At 70.0% G+C, this 14,908-nt stretch carries 21 protein-coding genes; 4 read left to right on the top strand and 17 right to left on the bottom strand.

The features are described 5' to 3' along the window. Positions 1–176: 176 nt before the first annotated feature. From AC3IS2_RS02935 to AC3IS2_RS02900, 8 genes are all read right to left on the bottom strand, one after another. A complete protein-coding gene (locus AC3IS2_RS02935) occupies positions 177–707 on the bottom strand; it encodes a phage tail tape measure protein (RefSeq protein WP_489199183.1) in 531 nt (176 codons plus the stop codon). Beyond that, positions 704–1,024 carry a phage tail assembly chaperone gene (locus AC3IS2_RS02930; protein ID WP_489199182.1) on the bottom strand — a complete coding sequence of 107 codons (321 nt, stop codon included), beginning with the start codon at positions 1,022–1,024 and terminating at the stop codon, positions 704–706. Before AC3IS2_RS02930 ends, AC3IS2_RS02935 begins: the two co-directional genes overlap by 4 nt. Continuing rightward, positions 1,024–1,317, bottom strand: coding sequence for a GTA-gp10 family protein (locus tag AC3IS2_RS02925; protein WP_489199181.1), 294 nt, complete (start codon positions 1,315–1,317; stop codon positions 1,024–1,026). Before AC3IS2_RS02925 ends, AC3IS2_RS02930 begins: the two co-directional genes overlap by 1 nt. After that, on the bottom strand, positions 1,314–1,724 hold the full coding sequence (locus AC3IS2_RS02920; RefSeq protein ID WP_489199180.1) for a phage major tail protein, TP901-1 family: 411 nt from the start codon (positions 1,722–1,724) through the stop codon (positions 1,314–1,316). Before AC3IS2_RS02920 ends, AC3IS2_RS02925 begins: the two co-directional genes overlap by 4 nt. A 165-nt stretch (positions 1,725–1,889) precedes the next feature. Beyond that, entirely contained in the window at positions 1,890–2,309 is a 420-nt protein-coding gene (locus AC3IS2_RS02915; protein WP_489199179.1) for a DUF3168 domain-containing protein, read from the bottom strand. Beyond that, complete coding sequence (locus AC3IS2_RS02910) at positions 2,306–2,608, bottom strand: head-tail adaptor protein (protein ID WP_489199178.1); 303 nt, start codon at positions 2,606–2,608, stop codon at positions 2,306–2,308. The genes AC3IS2_RS02915 and AC3IS2_RS02910 overlap by 4 nt, the downstream gene beginning before the upstream one ends. Next, entirely contained in the window at positions 2,605–2,871 is a 267-nt protein-coding gene (locus AC3IS2_RS02905; protein ID WP_489199177.1) for a head-tail connector protein, read from the bottom strand. The genes AC3IS2_RS02910 and AC3IS2_RS02905 overlap by 4 nt, the downstream gene beginning before the upstream one ends. 247 nt (positions 2,872–3,118) lie before the next feature. Next, positions 3,119–4,366, bottom strand: a complete 1,248-nt coding sequence (locus tag AC3IS2_RS02900; protein WP_489199176.1) for a phage major capsid protein — start codon at positions 4,364–4,366, stop codon at positions 3,119–3,121. 110 nt (positions 4,367–4,476) lie between these two features. Between AC3IS2_RS02900 and AC3IS2_RS02895 the strand changes: the two genes are divergently transcribed. Genes AC3IS2_RS02895 through AC3IS2_RS02885 form a run of 3 tightly spaced genes read left to right on the top strand, consistent with a single transcriptional unit; the run spans position 4,477 to position 6,458 of the window. Then, the gene (locus tag AC3IS2_RS02895; protein WP_489199175.1) at positions 4,477–5,316 is read left to right on the top strand and encodes a hypothetical protein; all 840 of its coding nucleotides are present in this window, start codon (positions 4,477–4,479) and stop codon (positions 5,314–5,316) included. Between the two features lie 4 nt (positions 5,317–5,320). After that, positions 5,321–5,971: a hypothetical protein gene (locus AC3IS2_RS02890; RefSeq protein ID WP_489199174.1), complete on the top strand. Its 651-nt coding sequence runs from the start codon at positions 5,321–5,323 to the stop codon at positions 5,969–5,971. 10 nt (positions 5,972–5,981) lie between these two features. Beyond that, on the top strand, positions 5,982–6,458 hold the full coding sequence (locus tag AC3IS2_RS02885; RefSeq protein ID WP_489199173.1) for a hypothetical protein: 477 nt from the start codon (positions 5,982–5,984) through the stop codon (positions 6,456–6,458). On the opposite strand, the gene AC3IS2_RS02880 is transcribed toward AC3IS2_RS02885, so the two are convergent. The 7 genes from AC3IS2_RS02880 to AC3IS2_RS02850 form a co-directional block, all read right to left on the bottom strand. After that, positions 6,440–6,790, bottom strand: coding sequence for an HK97 family phage prohead protease (locus AC3IS2_RS02880; RefSeq protein ID WP_489199172.1), 351 nt, complete (start codon positions 6,788–6,790; stop codon positions 6,440–6,442). The two genes, AC3IS2_RS02885 and AC3IS2_RS02880, sit on opposite strands and share 19 nt — an antisense overlap. Positions 6,791–7,065: 275 nt before the next feature. Beyond that, entirely contained in the window at positions 7,066–7,290 is a 225-nt protein-coding gene (locus AC3IS2_RS02875; RefSeq protein WP_489200086.1) for a hypothetical protein, read from the bottom strand. Next, a complete protein-coding gene (locus AC3IS2_RS02870; protein ID WP_489199171.1) occupies positions 7,290–8,456 on the bottom strand; it encodes a phage portal protein in 1,167 nt (388 codons plus the stop codon). The genes AC3IS2_RS02875 and AC3IS2_RS02870 overlap by 1 nt, the downstream gene beginning before the upstream one ends. Positions 8,457–8,479: 23 nt before the next feature. Beyond that, a complete protein-coding gene (locus AC3IS2_RS02865; protein WP_489200084.1) occupies positions 8,480–9,604 on the bottom strand; it encodes a DNA-packaging protein in 1,125 nt (374 codons plus the stop codon). A gap of 16 nt (positions 9,605–9,620) precedes the next feature. Continuing rightward, entirely contained in the window at positions 9,621–10,064 is a 444-nt protein-coding gene (locus tag AC3IS2_RS02860) for a hypothetical protein (protein ID WP_489199170.1), read from the bottom strand. Positions 10,065–10,343: 279 nt separating this feature from the next. Continuing rightward, positions 10,344–12,761, bottom strand: coding sequence for a PAS domain-containing protein (locus tag AC3IS2_RS02855; RefSeq protein ID WP_489199169.1), 2,418 nt, complete (start codon positions 12,759–12,761; stop codon positions 10,344–10,346). A 27-nt stretch (positions 12,762–12,788) separates the two neighbouring features. Next, complete coding sequence (locus AC3IS2_RS02850) at positions 12,789–13,259, bottom strand: YcgN family cysteine cluster protein (protein ID WP_489199168.1); 471 nt, start codon at positions 13,257–13,259, stop codon at positions 12,789–12,791. Positions 13,260–13,389: 130 nt separating this feature from the next. On the opposite strand from AC3IS2_RS02850, the gene AC3IS2_RS02845 reads away from it, so the two are divergent. Further along, positions 13,390–13,698 carry an endonuclease domain-containing protein gene (locus tag AC3IS2_RS02845; RefSeq protein WP_489199167.1) on the top strand — a complete coding sequence of 103 codons (309 nt, stop codon included), beginning with the start codon at positions 13,390–13,392 and terminating at the stop codon, positions 13,696–13,698. Positions 13,699–13,874: 176 nt separating this feature from the next. On the opposite strand, the gene AC3IS2_RS02840 is transcribed toward AC3IS2_RS02845, so the two are convergent. Then, positions 13,875–14,213: a DMT family transporter gene (locus tag AC3IS2_RS02840; RefSeq protein ID WP_489199166.1), complete on the bottom strand. Its 339-nt coding sequence runs from the start codon at positions 14,211–14,213 to the stop codon at positions 13,875–13,877. After that, a complete protein-coding gene (locus AC3IS2_RS02835; RefSeq protein ID WP_489199165.1) occupies positions 14,210–14,812 on the bottom strand; it encodes a TetR/AcrR family transcriptional regulator in 603 nt (200 codons plus the stop codon). The genes AC3IS2_RS02840 and AC3IS2_RS02835 overlap by 4 nt, the downstream gene beginning before the upstream one ends. Positions 14,813–14,908: the final 96 nt, after the last annotated feature.

The raw sequence follows: 14,908 nt of genomic DNA, 5'->3' as shown, positions 1-14,908 counted from the left end.
AGGGGCGCTCTTCCGAGCGCCCCTTCTTCTTTTGAGGCTATCGCTCGGCGCACGGCGCCGCGCTGCTTGAGCCTCATTATTCTGGCGCTATCGCGACCCGCGCGGCGGCTCGCTGCTTGAGTCTCATTATTCTGGCGCTATCGCGACCCGCACGGCGGCTCGCTGCTTGAGCGCAGCTACATCCTTCTCGCGCCCAGGGCCGTCGCCCGCGCCAGCATCCGCGCGATCTGCGCCTCGGACCGCAGCAAGCCCTGCGCCCCGCCGTCCACGCTGACATTGACCGTGACACCGGCGCCGCCGCCCAGCGCCTCGATGCTGCCCGCGCCCGCCGGTCGAAACACCTCCGGCCCGCGCTCCCCGACCAGATAGGCCCCGCCGCCCAACACCGGCCCGCCCTCCGCCCGCGCCCCGCCGAAGCTGTTCATCACCGCCGAAATCGCATCCGACAGGCCGCCCTTGCCGCCCGATCCCGCCGCAGCATTGACCGCGTTCAGCACCGCCCGCGCCAGTTCGGCCAGCGTCACCTCCCCGTCCGCCGCCGCCCGCGTCAGCGACCGCGTCAGGCTCTCGCCCGCACGCCCGAACGCCTCCTCGATCGAGGCCGCCGCCCGCTCCGCCGGCTCCCTAAGCGCCTCCAGCGCTTGCGCCGCCTCGGCCGCCTTCACCGGCACGGCGTCCAGCCCGTCCGGCCTGAAACTGTCGGTCAAATCAATCCTCCCTTGTCGCGCAGCGACGGGGGAGGGGGACCGCCGTCAGGCGGTGGAGGGGGCAGCCCCGAAGCGCCGCGCCCCTCCTCGCCCCCTCCACCATGCTGCGCCTGGTCCCCCTCCCCCGCTTCGCAGGGGAGGATCATGTCATCCGGCCACAACCCGGCCATCCGCTCCAGCTCGCTGCGCCCCAACGGCGCCGCCTGAACCGGCCCCGCCGTCAGCATCCGCCATTCCTTCAGCGACAGCCGCCAGAACCCCTCCGGCCCCACGCCCATCCGCGCCGCCGCCTGCATCATCTCTCCCCAGGGCGTCATCAGGCGGCCGCCGCAAACGCCTTCGCCACCGCCTCCGCCGCCTCGCGCGGATCAACGGCGGCCCCCGCCAGCCCGTCCGCCAACACACCCTCGCCCCCGCCGCGCAGCAGGGCCGCCAGCACCACCATCAGATCCCGCGCCGACAAGGCCCGCATCCGCTCAGCCAACGCCGCCATCCCGGCTGTGCCCAACCCCGTCTCGATCTCGGCCAGCGCCCCCAGCGTCAGACACAGCCTCCGCTCCGCCCCCGCCAGCACCGCGACCGCCTCGCCCCGCACGCCGTTCGCCGTCACAGCGCCGAGAACCCGATCTCGCCCGCGCTCGCCAGGCTCAGCGCAAAGCTCGCCTCGCCCTCATGCTCGCCGGCGTATTCCAGCGCCGCCACCAGGAAGGCCCCCTCCAGCACGCCGAAGTCCGGCACGATCAGCCGCCATGTCTTCGCCGCCTGTTCAAAGAAGGCCTCGCGGATCAGGGCGTCCGACGCCGCGTCGCGGAAAATCCCCTGCCCCGACACCGCCGCCGACTTCACCCCGGCCCCGGCCAGCAGCTCGCGCCACCGTCCGGCGCTGTCGCCGTCCGTTGCGTCCACCGTCTTGGCGTTCAGCGAAATCGTCCGCGCCCTCAGCCCCGCCACGGTCGTAAAGACGCCCGCTGCGCCCTCGATCTTCAGCAAGATGTCCTTGCCGCGTTGCGCCGTCATTTCTTCAATCCTCCCTTGTCGCGCAGCGACGGGGGAGGGGGACCGCGAAGCGGTGGAGGGGGCGAACCCCACGCACCGCCCGCAGCCGCCCCCTCCACCATGCTCCGCATGGTCCCCCTCCCCCGCTGCGCAGGGGAGGATCGCGTCAGCCCGCCTCGAGCCGCGCTAGATCTCTTCCGTCACGGCCCGCAGCCGCATCACCGCCCAAGCTCGTGTCTGGCCCCGTTTCAAATCCGCGCTGCGGAACACGTCGGTAAAGGTCACGCCTAGGCTGACCGCCTTCACCCCGTCGGCCTCGACCGGCGCATCCGCCACCCGCGCCCTTGCCGCCGCCGCAACCGCCCGCGCCTCCTCCATCCCCGCAAACCGACTGGCGCAGGTCAGGGTCAGCCGATGCTCGACCCCGCCGCCGTCGGCGTTCACCGCCCTGCTCTCGCACTTTCCGATCAGCAGATGCGGAAACGCCGCCTCCTCCGACGGCTGGTCCCAGATACGCACCGGGTCGCCCAACAGCGCCTGCAGCGCCGCGTCGCCCTTCAGCCAGGCGATCAGCGCCTTCACCAGCGCCCCCTCATGATCCCTCATCGCGCCCGCTCCAGGTTCAGACGCACCCGCCCCGCCGCCTTAGGATCGGCCTCGATCCCGACCAGGCCCCAGTCCGCCCCGCCGAACCGCGCGATCAGCCCCTCGGCCAGCCTCGGATCGGCCCGCACCGTGGCGCTCAGCGTCTCCACCCCGCGCGTCACGCCGGCTTCCGTCCGCTCGCGTCGCCTTCGGACGCCGAGCGCCAACCACAACGACCCGACCGGCTCATAGCTGACGACCCGCCCGCCATAGGGCGTCTCCGCCTCCACCGGCCGCACCAGCGACGCCACGACCTTCACAGCCGCACCACGCGATAGGGCGCGATCCACCCCTCGACCGGCGCCACGCTCATCTCGCCCTCGCCGCGCTCATAGGCCCGCAGCACCAGCATCAGCACCGCCAACCGCAGCGGCGCCGCCGAGGTCGAGGCCAGGCTCAAGCCGACCTCCCCCTCCACCCGCGCTCTTGCCGCGTCGATCAGGGTCTGGATCAGCCCATCCTCCGCCTCATGCTCGACGCGCAGGAACAGCTTCGCCTCCGTGAGGGTCACGGGTGCGCTCATTTGAAATCTCCGTGTGTTTTCTGCTTCCCTTCTCCCGATGGGAGAAGGTGGCCCGAAGGGCCGGATGAGGGTTCCCGGCGTCCGTCGGCGTAAGCCGTCGCGCAGCGGCTCACGCCGACTGAACCCTCAGCCCCTCACCCTTTGGCTGCTTCGCGCCGCCCTTCGGGTCGCCTGACGGATCGCCTTCGGCTCTCCGAGGCTCAAGCCCTCTCCCGCCGGGAGAGGGCTCAGCTTCAGTCGCCAGCCTCTACGAGGCCGCGAACTTCATCAGCTTGATCGCGTCGAAGTTCTGCACCCCGCCGCCCACGCGCTTGGTCGTGTAGAACAGCACATAGGGCTTGGCCGAATAGGGGTCGCGCAGCACCCGCACCCCCGCGCGATCGACGATCAGATAGCCGCGCGAGAAGTCGCCGAACGCGATCGACAGGCTGTTGGCCGCCACATCCGGCATGGTCTCGATCTCGGTGACCGGATAGCCCAGCAAGCTGGCCGTCTCGCCCGGCCGCGTCGCCGGCGACCAGATATAGTTGCCGTCCGCGTCCTTGAACTTACGCACCAACGAGACCGTGCGTCGGTTCATCACGAAGCGCCCGTTCGGCCGATACTGGGCCTTGGGCGCATAGATCAGGTCGATCAGCCTGTCCGCCGGATTGGTCGCGGCGAAAGCGCCCGCAGCGCCCGAGGCTGTCGTGCCGATCTGGCCCCAGGTCTGGGTGCCCTCCGTCGCCGTCGCATAGGCCAGGAAGCCCTTGGGCTTGTTCACCCCGTCGCCGTTGACGAAGGCCGCCGTCTCCTGCGCCGCAAAGGCGTCCTCGACCTCGGCCGCCAGCCATTCGTCCAGGTCGATCAGAGCATCGTCCAGCAAGGACTGCGTCGCCGCCGGACAGGCGTAGAGATCCGCCGACGAGAACTCCAGCAGGCTCAGCGTCGCCGGGTCCGTCTCGGGTCGCGCCGCCGTCTCGGCCACCCAGCCCGCCGTCACCCCCGCCGTCGACACCGGCTTCCTGAACACGCCCGAACCGACCGTGCGCACCGTGGCGATCTCGCGCATCGGCGACCCCGCCATCAGGCGTCGCTCGATCGCCCGCTCCGTCTCCGGCGGCACGACATAGCCGGCCGAGTTCGACGCCGACGACAGCCCCGCCTTCAGCTCCAGCCCATAGGACTGACCCGACTTCATATAGCCGTCCCAGGCGCTCTTTTCCTCCCCATGAAATGGGGAGGGAGACCGCGAAGCGGTGGAGGGGGCGACGCCGCCCTCGACCATGGGCCTGCGCCCCTCGCTCAGCGCACGGTCGAGACGCGCCTGAGCCCCCGCCACCGCCTGATCGATGCGCGCCACCTTCTCCTCCAGCAGCGCGTCCGCCGACGCCTTCTTCTCGATCTCGTCCAGACGGGCGTCGTTGGCCCCTTTGAACGCCTCGAACGCCGCCATCATCTCATGCATGGCGGCGCGCGCCTCGGGATTGCCCGATGCGGTCTTGGTCTCTTTCATGCTCTCTCCGCTTGAAGAACCGCGGTTCGCGGTTACGTTCGGCGCGCGGCTCGCATCGAGTCGCGCCCTGTTCCAGCCGCCGCGCGGGACGCCCCTGAAAAGGAACGCCCATGCGGCCGTTGTTGATGTCTCTGTTCGCCGCCCTGTCGCTGGGCCTCGCCTCCGCCGCCCAAGCCCTTCCCGTTCGGCCCGCCGACGACGCGCCCCCGCCCCAGGTCGAGGCCTGGCCGCTGATGCAGACCGGCGCCGTCGGCTCCTCGATCTTCTTCCAGGACCGCGCCGCCGCCCGCGCCACCGACGCCCTGCTCGCCCGCTTCGGCGGCAAGCCGCCCGAGGGCCTGATCGGCTGGATCGTGGTCCCGAACGGCGAGGACCAACTGGTGCGCTTCCTCGTCGGCGACCCGGCCGCCCCACGCCCCGGCTACGACATCCTGGTCGACAAGACCGGCCGCGCCGGCGCCGTCATCGATGCGGCCGACGCCGCCCTGCCCGACGATCAAGCTGTGCGCTATTACGCGCGCAACACCGCCGCCGCCGGCATCGGCGCCCTGCGCTGCGCCGCCCGCTACAACGCCGTGGTGCTGGACGATCCCGACGGCGACGGCTGGCTGGTCTGGCTGCTGGCCTCGACCACCGACGCGAACAAGGTGCCGATGGGCGGCCACTACCGCTTCCACGTCAGCGCCGACGGCCGCGCCGTCGAAAAACGCGAGCAGCTCTCCGGCGGCTGCCTCGACCTGGACCGCCGCCAGTCAGGCCAGAACGGCCAGCCCGTCGGCCTCGTCACCAATGTCGTCGTCGCACCGCAGCCGCTTGAGATCCACGTCTTCCTGTCCCTGCTGAACCGCCTGCCGATCTACATCGCCGCGGGCGACAAGATCTGGGGCGTCCAGGGCGCTCTGATCCGCGAGATCGACACGTCGAAAAGCCAGAACGAGCGCCGTCGCTAGAGCCATGACCCCGCCCGCCTCTCGCCTCATGGACACGATTGAACGCTCCTGGCTGCTCAAGCTGGCCTGGCTGTGCGTGCCGTTCGTGCCGATCACCGCCATCGCCGTCAGCAATCATGCCGAAACGGACGGCGGCCCGGGCCTGCTGGCGGCCCTGCCGGCGCTGATCCTTCTGAGCAGCGCCGTCCTGCCCTTCGTCATCGGTCTGGTGATGCGGCCGGCCAAGAAGGCGCGCCGTCGCGCCCTGTCGCCCCTGCAACGCATGCAGATGTCCGAAGAAGCCGACGCCGCCACCCTGACCGACACCCTGCGGATCGCCGAAAAGCCGCCCGTCGATTCGCTTCCCGAGGAGCTGCAGGCGGCCATCGCTCATTTCGGCGCCCCGCTCCCTCGCCTCCTTGAGCACCATATCAAGGCTCTCGGCATCCTGATCTCGCTCGCCCTGATGGCCCTGGCCTTCCTGCGCGACCCTCTCAGCCTCCTGGCCCGCTGGACCGGCTTGACCCTGCCTCTCAATTACTGGTCCGCCTATGCTCTTGTGCTGACGGCGGCCCTGCTCGTGACCCTCTGGCACTGGCTGCGTCAGATGCACGACCACTACGTCGCCGAGGCCAAACCCACCGGCCGCCGCCCCTTCCCCGCGCTGCCGTCATAAGGTCAGCCCGATGCGTAGCAGCACCGCCCAACGGCTTATCTTCCTTTCGGCCATCGCTGCGGCCTCCGCCTGGAGTGCGACCAGCGCCATCGCCCAAGACGCGGAATGCTACGACGCTGAAGTCTCGGCCCGCATCGTTTCACAAACACCGACCGTGATGGGCCCCTGTGACGACTGCATCATCATCAGTTGGCCCTGGATCATCGATCTGGACATCAGGCGCATTCATTCCGGCGACGTTCGCCCTGGACGGCTAACGGTCCTGAGCGTTCAACACACCCATTTCCGCCACGATCTGGGCTCTCGCCGCTGGAAGCTGCGCCGCAACGACCAAGGCGGCTTCAATCTCCTCCGAGAGGCTGAAATCACGACAGCCCGATGCGCGAATGACTCCGCTCCGGCGGTAGCCTACATCACGCCTCGGGATGGCCAGTCCCTCGAAGACCTCCGCCGGGAAGGCCGCGCCCACTACGACCGCGACAACTGAAATCGCGCCCCCGGCAGCATGGGGAAGGTCACCAGCGACACCTCCCACAACTCCACCGCGCTCAGCACCCGCAGGCGCCCGTCGCGCCGCGCCTTCGCTGCGCGGAAGCCGATCGACAGCCCGTCCAGCGCCCCCGCCCGGCTCAATGCCTGGGCGTAGCGCGCCTCGGCCGACCAGTCATGGATGCGCCCGCGCACCCGCAGGCCGCGCTCGTCCTCGACCATCTCGTCCCAGACGCCGACCACCGCCCGGCTCTCGTGCTGATGCAGCATCCGCACCCCGCCCGCGCCCGACTTGGCCAGACTGGCGGCGAAGGCGCCCTTGGCCACCACGTCCCCGTTCAGGTCGGCTGTGCCCCACAGCGAGGCGTAGCCTTCGACCCAGAGTAATCCTCCCCCGCCGGCGGGGGAGGGGGACCGCCCACGGGTATCGCCTCTGGCGATCCCGAGGACAGGCTGCGCGGTGGAGGGGGCGGCACCAAGACTCGACTTCAGCAACAGGCCCCGACCTTCATCGCTGGAAGCGGGCAGGGCCGTTCCGCCCCCTCCACCATCCTTCGGATGGTCCCCCTCCCCCGCTCCGCAGGGGAGGATCGGATGATCCCGCATCACTTCTCCTCCAGCCGACGCTCGATCCGCTCGACCGCCGCGCGCACGGCCTCGCCCTGGGCTTCCACGCGCGCCAGCCGCTCGGCGACCAGCCTCTGCTCCCCCACCCTCTGCTCCAGCGTCGCGATCCGCGCCGCCGCCCCGCCGGCCCAGACCAGGCCGCCTACCGTCTGCACCAGCAGGGCCGCGATCAGGGCGACGGGTGCCTTCTTCACTGCTTCCATCACGCTCCCACCCCCGCCATCCGCCGACGCTCCTCGTCCGTCAGGAACCCCGCCGCGTTCAGCCGCGCCCACAGCGCATCTCGCTCGACCTGCAAGGCCGGAACCGCATCCAGATCCGGCTCGATGCGGCAGTCGCTGAACCGCCCGCCCAGCCAGCCCGTCATCGCCCCCGCCGCCTTCCTCACCAGCGGGATCACCGTCCCGCGCCAGAAGGCGGCGTTGGCCTCGCGATAGTTGGCGTAGGTCGCGTCGCCGGGAATCCCCAACAGCTGCGGCGGCACGCCAAAGGCCAGCGCGATCTCGCGCGCCGCCGCGTGCTTGCCGGCGATGAAGTCCATGTCGTGCGGCGTCAGGCTCATCGGCTTCCAGTCCAGCCCGCCCTCCAGCAGCAGCGGCCGTCCGGCGTTGCGCGCCCCCGCATGAGCCTCGCCCAGCTCCGATTTCAGCGCCTCGAACTGTTCGCCCGTCAGCCGCTCGCCGTCCTTGGCGCCGTAAACCAGCGCCCCCGACGGCCGCGCCGCATTGTCCAGCAGCGCCTTGTTCCAGGCCCCCGAAGCATTGTGCACGTCGATGGCGAAGGCCGCCGCCTCCAGCGGTGAAAACCCGTAGTGATCGTCCGTCGGATGAAACAGCTTCAGATGCATGACCGGCGACCAGCCGTCGCCGTGCCGCGCGATCCGCACCGCCTGCCCGCCGACCGCATACTCCCAGGCCTCGGGCCAGCCCGCCCGGCCCGGCACCACCTTCACCCGGTCGGGCCGCAGCGCCCACAACTCATCCGGCGCGCCGTCGCCGTCCACATCCCCCGACGCCTCGACATAGGCGTTCCCCGCCGTCTGCAGCGCGCCGTAAACCGCCTCCATCAACTCCCCGCCCGACTGCTCGGGATTGGGCTTGGCCAGCAGCCGCGCCAGCGGATGCTCCGTCGTCCGAACACCTGCTGCCATGACCATCAGGGGCGTCGAGGCCGCCGCCTCCGCGATCATCCGCACGCAGCGATAGGCCACGGCGTTCTTCGCGAACCCCTCCTCGGCCAGATGGGCGTAATCCCGCGGCGTCCAGCGCGCCCGCCCCGCGCCCGTCAGGGCGATCAGCGGCCCCGCCCGGCTGTCCTTGACCTCAGGCGCAGAAACGCGCCGCCGACCGAACGGTCGTCGCCAATCCATGAGCTTCTCCTTTGAATGTCGCGCTAAAGCGCCCGCAGCCTCGGCTGCGTCTTCCCGGCCAGCAGCAGGTGCGTCAGCGCCCAGACAAGCGCATCCGCGCGGTCCGGGCTTTTCGCCCCCGCCGCCTCGCTCCCCAGCGCCATCATTTCTTCTTCCAGCGCCGGAAACGCGCCGCAGTGAACCACGCGCCCCTGCTCATAAAGCGCCGCCACCGGCTCGGCCCGCGCCTTCTTCGACCGACTGGCGTGGACCAGCTTGATCAAGACCTCGCAGTCGGCCTGGGCCAGCAGGGTCCGCACCATCTCCCCGCCCTGATTGGCCTCGGCCAGCACCAGGTCGGCGCCGAACTCCGCCGCCGTCTCCGCCACCCTTTGCGCCCATCCGGCAGGCGACAGGCCGCGCGCCGAACGGTCCGCCAGCACATAGCCGACCTTGTCCTTGCGTCCCGCCGCCACGATGCCGCAGGCGTCGCCGTGCGCGCTGGCCGGCGGGTCCACCGCCACCACCACCCGCTCGAACTTCGCCGGACGCGAACCTCGCGCCCGCGCCAGATCCTCGGCCCGGAACAGGGCGCCGTCGGCCTCGACGATCAGCCCCTCCATCTCCTGCGCCTCCAGCCGCGTCCCGGCGTAAAGCGCCTTCAGATGCGACAGGAACCCCGGCGACAGGTTGTCCGCATTGGCCTTCGTGGCCAGCCGCGCCCTTGCCACCCCCGGCTCGGCCAGCAGCCGCCGCAGCGCCGCGATCGGCCTCGGCGTCGTCGTGATCGCCAGCTTGGGGTCCTCCCCCAGCCGCAAGCCGAACCTCAGGTTCGACAGCGTCGCCTCCGGGTGTCGCCAGGCGCAGAACTCGTCGGCCCAGGCCGCATGAAATTGCGGCCCCCGCAAACTGTCCGGGTCCTCGGCCGAAAAGGCATAGGCCGCCGAGCCGCTGGGCCAGAGCAGCCGCCGCCGCCCGGCCTCCCAGCGCGGTCGGTTGTCCGACGTCGCCTGGGCCTTCAGCCCCGACGGCCCCTCGACCATGACCTCGCGCACGTCGTGCAGCGCCGGCCCGACCAGGGCGAAGGTCAGGTCCCTGCCCCGCGCCAGCTCGTTCATCCAGAAGCCGCCGGCAAAGGTCTTGCCCGACCCGCGCCCGCCCAGCAGCACCCAGGTCCGCCAGTCGTCAGGCGGCGATATCTGTTCGTCGTTCAGCCTCGGCGTCGCCTTCAGGGCGGCCTTCAGCGCCGCCGCCTGCTGCGCGCGCGGCAGGCTCTCGACCCAGTCCCGCAGCCAGCGACTTGCGCTCGAAGGCTGCGACGAGATGATCGACACGGGCGAAGAATTCGGCCTGAAGCCCGGCCAGGTCGGCGTCGCTGACATCACGATCGTCTTCGCTCATTTCATCCTCTTCGGGGTTCCGGCTCTTGCGGACGGGGCCGGCTTTCAAGGCCGAGACCGCCTTGGCCGTGCGCGCCAGCACGCCGACGGCCCGCGCCCGCTTCTCGGCCTCGGCCACGTCGACCGGCGCCTCGGCGGCCGCCACCACGGCGATCGCCTGATCGGTCAGGGCCTTGAGCTGGTCGAACACCTCGTCCAGCCACCCCGCCTCGTCCCTATTTCCCGTCATGCCGTAACCATAGAGGACCAGCGCCCCCAGGCTGGCGAACAGCCGCGAGCACGGATCAATCCCGGAAATTCACAGGGTTTGCGCGCCGCGACCGCGATAGCCGGCGAGGGATGGCGTCTCTTTCCTCCCCATTCCATGGGGAGGGGGACCGCTTAGCGGTGGAGGGGCGGCGCAAACTTCAATCGTCTGATCGCGAGGTCAGACAAGCCGGCGCCCCTCCGTCACGGCCGCTGCGCGCCCGCGCCACCTCCCCATTTCATGGGGAGGAAAGGCCACGCCTTAGCTCGCCAGAGCCGCCGGATCGCCGCCCGCCAGCCAGCGGGCCAGCGCCCCGGCCAGTTCGGCGATCTGGATCGGCTTGGCCAGATGGCCGTCCATGCCCGCGTCCAGGCAGCGCGCCACCTGGTCCGCCTGGACGTTGGCCGTCAGCGCCAGGATCGGCGTCCGACGCAGCGTTCCCGCCTGCATCCGCCGGATCTCCCGCGCCGCCGCCAGCCCGTCCATGACCGGCATGTGCACGTCCATCAGCACCAGGTCATAGGCGCCGGTCTGCATGGCCTGAACCGCCTCGGCGCCGTCGCACACGGTGTCGATCTCCAGCCCCAGTCCGCGCAGGATGGCGCTGACCAGTTCGCGGTTCCCCGGCGCATCGTCGGCCAGCAGGATCCGTCCGCCGGGCATGGCGCCCGGCGTCGACAGGGCTTCGTTGCAGTCGGCCAGGGCGCCGACCGCGCCGCCCTGGGCCAAGGGCGCCTCGAACCAGAAGGTCGCCCCCTCGCCCGGTCGGCTGTCGACGCCGATCTCGCCGCCCATGATCTCGATCAGGCGGCGCGAGATGGCCAGCCCCAGCCCGGTCCCGCCATAGACCCGCGTGGTCGAGGCGTCGGCCTGTGAAAACCGCTGGAACAGGACCTCGATCTTCTCCGCCGGAATGCCGATCCCGGTATCCGTCACCGCCACCCGCATCCGCCAGCGGCCGTCGCTCTCGGCGCGCCCGCCTACGCTCAAGGTCACGCCGCCCTTGCCGGTGAATTTCACAGCGTTGGACAGGAAGTTCAGCATGACCTGGCGCAGCCGCCCGGCATCGCCGGTCAGCACCTCGGGCATGGCCGCGTCGACCGCCACCTTGAGGCTCAGCCCCTTGGCGACGCACTGCCCCTCGACGATGGCCGCCGCCCCGTCCACCAGGGCCGCGACCTGAAACGCCTCCGGATCCATCTCGATCGCGTTCGCTTCCAGCTTGGAATAGTCGAGGATGTCGTTGATCACCCCCAGCAGGGCCTCGGACGCCGTGGCGATGCGCTCGACATAAACCCGCTCCTCGTCGGGCAGGGCCGCCGACGCCTGCAACAGGTCCGAGAAGCCGATCACGCTGGTCAGGGGCGTGCGCAGCTCGTGGCTCATATTGGCCAGGAATTCGCTCTTGACCCTGGCCGCCGCCTCGGCCGTCTCCTTGGCCTCCAGCACCTCGGCCTCCAGCGCCTTGCGCCGGGTCATGTCGCGGATCACCACCACCACGTCGTCGACGTGGCCGTGCTCGTCCCTCAGCGCCTTGAAGGTGCATTCGACCCAGACGGTCGAACCGTCCTTGTGCAGGGCCCTGTGTTCCAGCCGGGTCGGCTCTCCCGACTTCACCGCCTGGCCGATGGCGCCCAGAACCAGATGCCGGTCCTCATGGTGCACATAGTCGGTCGACTGGCCGCTCATGTCCTCATAGGTCCAGCCCAACAGCTGCTGGATGGCCGGCGAGATGTATTTGCTGGACCCGTCCATCTTGACCCGGGTGATGACGTCGCCGGTGTTCTCGGCCAGCAGGCGATAGCGCCGCTCATTGGTCTGAGCCGCCCGCAACAGGCGCTCGCGTTCGGTCACGTCCTGCAGGACGCCGAACAGGGCGACGACCCGGCCCGTGGCGTCCTTCTCGGTCGCGCCCTCGGCGGCCACCACCCGTTCGATATCATCCGTTCCGACCAGACGCAGCTTGAAGCTGTAACCCTCGCCCGTCTTCAGCGCCCGTTCGACCAGCCGTTGGATCTCGGCGCGGTCGTCGGCGTGGTAGTGACTGAACACGTCCTCCAGCGTCGGCTCCAGGGCGCCCGGCGCCAGGCCGTGGATACGATAGATCTCGTCCGACCAGGTCACGTCGCCCGAGGCGACCTCGTAACGCCAGCGCCCGACCCCGACCATGTCCTCGGCCAGACGCAGCGTCTCCAGACGCGACGCCTCCTGACGTACGGCCTCGGCGTGTTCCAGGAGCTTCCCGGCCAGTCCGGCCAGTTCACGAATCAGCCGCAGCTGCGTCTCGGTCGCCGCCGGCCGCGGTTTGACGTCCATGACGCCGATGGCGCCAACCGGCTTGCCCGCCGCGGTGCAAATCGTCGTGCCGACGAAATAGCGCAGGCGGGGCTCGCCGACGACCATCGGATGGTTGCAGTAGTCGGGATGCTCAAGGGCGTTCTCGATCACCAGAACAGCGTCGTCGCCCATGCTCGCCAGGGCATGGCTCACGCTCTGCAGACGCGGGATGCTCACCTGCGCCAGACCGACGCTGGCGCGGAACACCGCTCGATCCTCGTCCAGGATGGAGACCATGGCGTGGGGGGCGTCAAAGGCCGCGCACGCGACCGCCGTCAGGCGCTCGAACGCATCCGGCCCGACTGCTTCATCTGTTCGCGCCTGCGCCGCCACGATCGCCATAGCCCCCTTATCCCCACGGCCGACAAATTATTCGTTAGCGTCGCCGCCGCGTTCCAGCATCCACTCGGGCGCCTCGAAATCCAGGGCGTCCTCCTCGGTCGCCAGCGCCGTTTCAGAGATGGTCTGGCGCCGGATCGACACCCCGGCGGTATGCACCGTCTCGGGGTCGCCCGAGATCAACGGATGCCACCAGGCCAGGCCCCGCCCCTCGTGCACCCGACGATAGCCGCACGACGGCGGCAGCCAGCGCAGCCCCCCGATCTTGCCGGGCGTCAGCTTGATGCAGTCCGGCACGTGCTCCTGCCGGTTGGCGTAGTCGGAACAGGTGCACTTGTCCGGATCGAACAGCTTGCAGTGGACCCGCGTCGGCACGATCTCGCCGGTGTTCTCGTCCTCGAAGCGAATGACGCAGCACAGGCCGCACCCGTCGCATAGGCTCTCCCACTCGGTGGCCGACATCTCCGTCAGCGGCTTGGTTTCCCAGAAGGGCCGCTCCATTCAATCCTCCCCTGCGCAGCGGGGGAGGGGAACCATGCGCAGCATGGTGGAGGGGGCGGAACTGTGCATACGCTGAGCCATGAGAGCGCCGCTCCTTACAGAAAAACGCGCCCGGAGTCTGCGTCGTGCGATGACGCCGCCCGAAGCCGCGCTCTGGACGCGTCTTCGTGAACGTTCACCGGAACGCCCCAACTTCCGTCGCCAGCACCCTATCGGTCCCTATATCCTCGACTTTTACTGCGCCCGCCTGCGCCTGGCGGTCGAAATCGACGGCCTGATCCACGGAACCGGCCAAGCGCCCATCCATGACGACCGCCGCGACGCCTGGCTGCGCTCTCAGGGCATCGAAGTCATCCGTTACACCGCCGCCGACGTGCTGCGCGACGCCGACGCCGTCGCCCATTCCATCTGGACCCTGATCCTCTCCCGCTGCCGCTGACCCCTCGATCCTCCCCCGTTCACGGGGGAGGGGGACCATGCGCAGCATGGTGGAGGGGGCGGACACGGACTGGCGTTCAAATGATTGGGGGCGCCGCGCCTGACGCTCGCCCCCTCCACCCCGCCGGCTGCGCCGTCGCGGTCCCCCTCCCCCGCTCCGCAGGGGAGGATCGAAGATCAGTGACTGACGCTCTTCGAGAACAGGTTGATCACCACCACCCCGCCGACGATCATGACCAGGCCGATCACCGCGGGCGGGTCCAGCTTCTGCTTGAACAGGAACAGGCCGATCACCGAGATCAGCACCACGCCCAGCCCGCTCCAGATGGCGTAGGCCAGCCCCACCGGCATCTGCTTCAGCGCAATGGTCAGCAGGTAGAAAGCCAGGCCGTAGCACAGCGCCAGCCCCGCCGTCGGCCAGGGCTTGGTGAACTGCTGCGACGCCTGCAGCAGGGTCGTCCCCACCACCTCGAAGCCGATGGCGCCCAGCAGGGCCGCCCAGGTCACGGGGTTCACGCCTCGTCACCCATCTCGTCACCAGTCTGGGCGTCGGCCAGCAGCACCCCCGGCGTCAGCAGCGACAGCAGGGCGCGGCGCTGTTCCGGCGACACCTCGTGCGTGCCGAACAGGTCGCTCATCCACAGGCCGTCGGCGATCAGCCGCAGCATCAGGGCGTCGTCCTTGCCCGCGGGATCGAGCGGATCGTCCGCCGCCAGGGTCCGCATCGCCGTCCGCCAGCGTCCGATCAGTCCCGGCTCCACGGCGCAGGCGACCAGGGCCGCCCGGCCGATGCTGACGTCACGCTCGGTCACTGGCTCGTTGACCGTCGCCCGCAGATAGGCCCGCGCATTGCGGCCGTAGGGATTGGGATCGCGCGCCGCCTCGGCCAGGATCGCCGCCGTCATCTCGTTCGCCAGATGGTCGATCACCCCTTCCAGCAGGGCCAGCTTGGTCGGAAAGTGATGCAGCAGGGCGCCCTTGCTGAACGACAGGCGCGCCACCACCGCGTCCAGCGTCAGCCCCATCGCCCCCTGTTCAGCGGCGACCTCGATGGCCATGTCGATGATCTCGGCGCGGGTGGCTTCCGGCGCGCGGCGGCGTGTCTGAGCGTCCATCCACTTCTCATACCGTCCGGTTGGTATGTAATCAAGCGATGGCCTGTCGCACCCCCTTCGGTCTATAGGGACGCCCCTCCTTCCCGCTTTATCGGT

Source organism: Brevundimonas sp. KH_025, from assembly GCF_057839885.1.
Note: the sequence above shows the minus strand (reverse complement) of the source record. Positions and strands in the feature narration are given on the sequence as shown.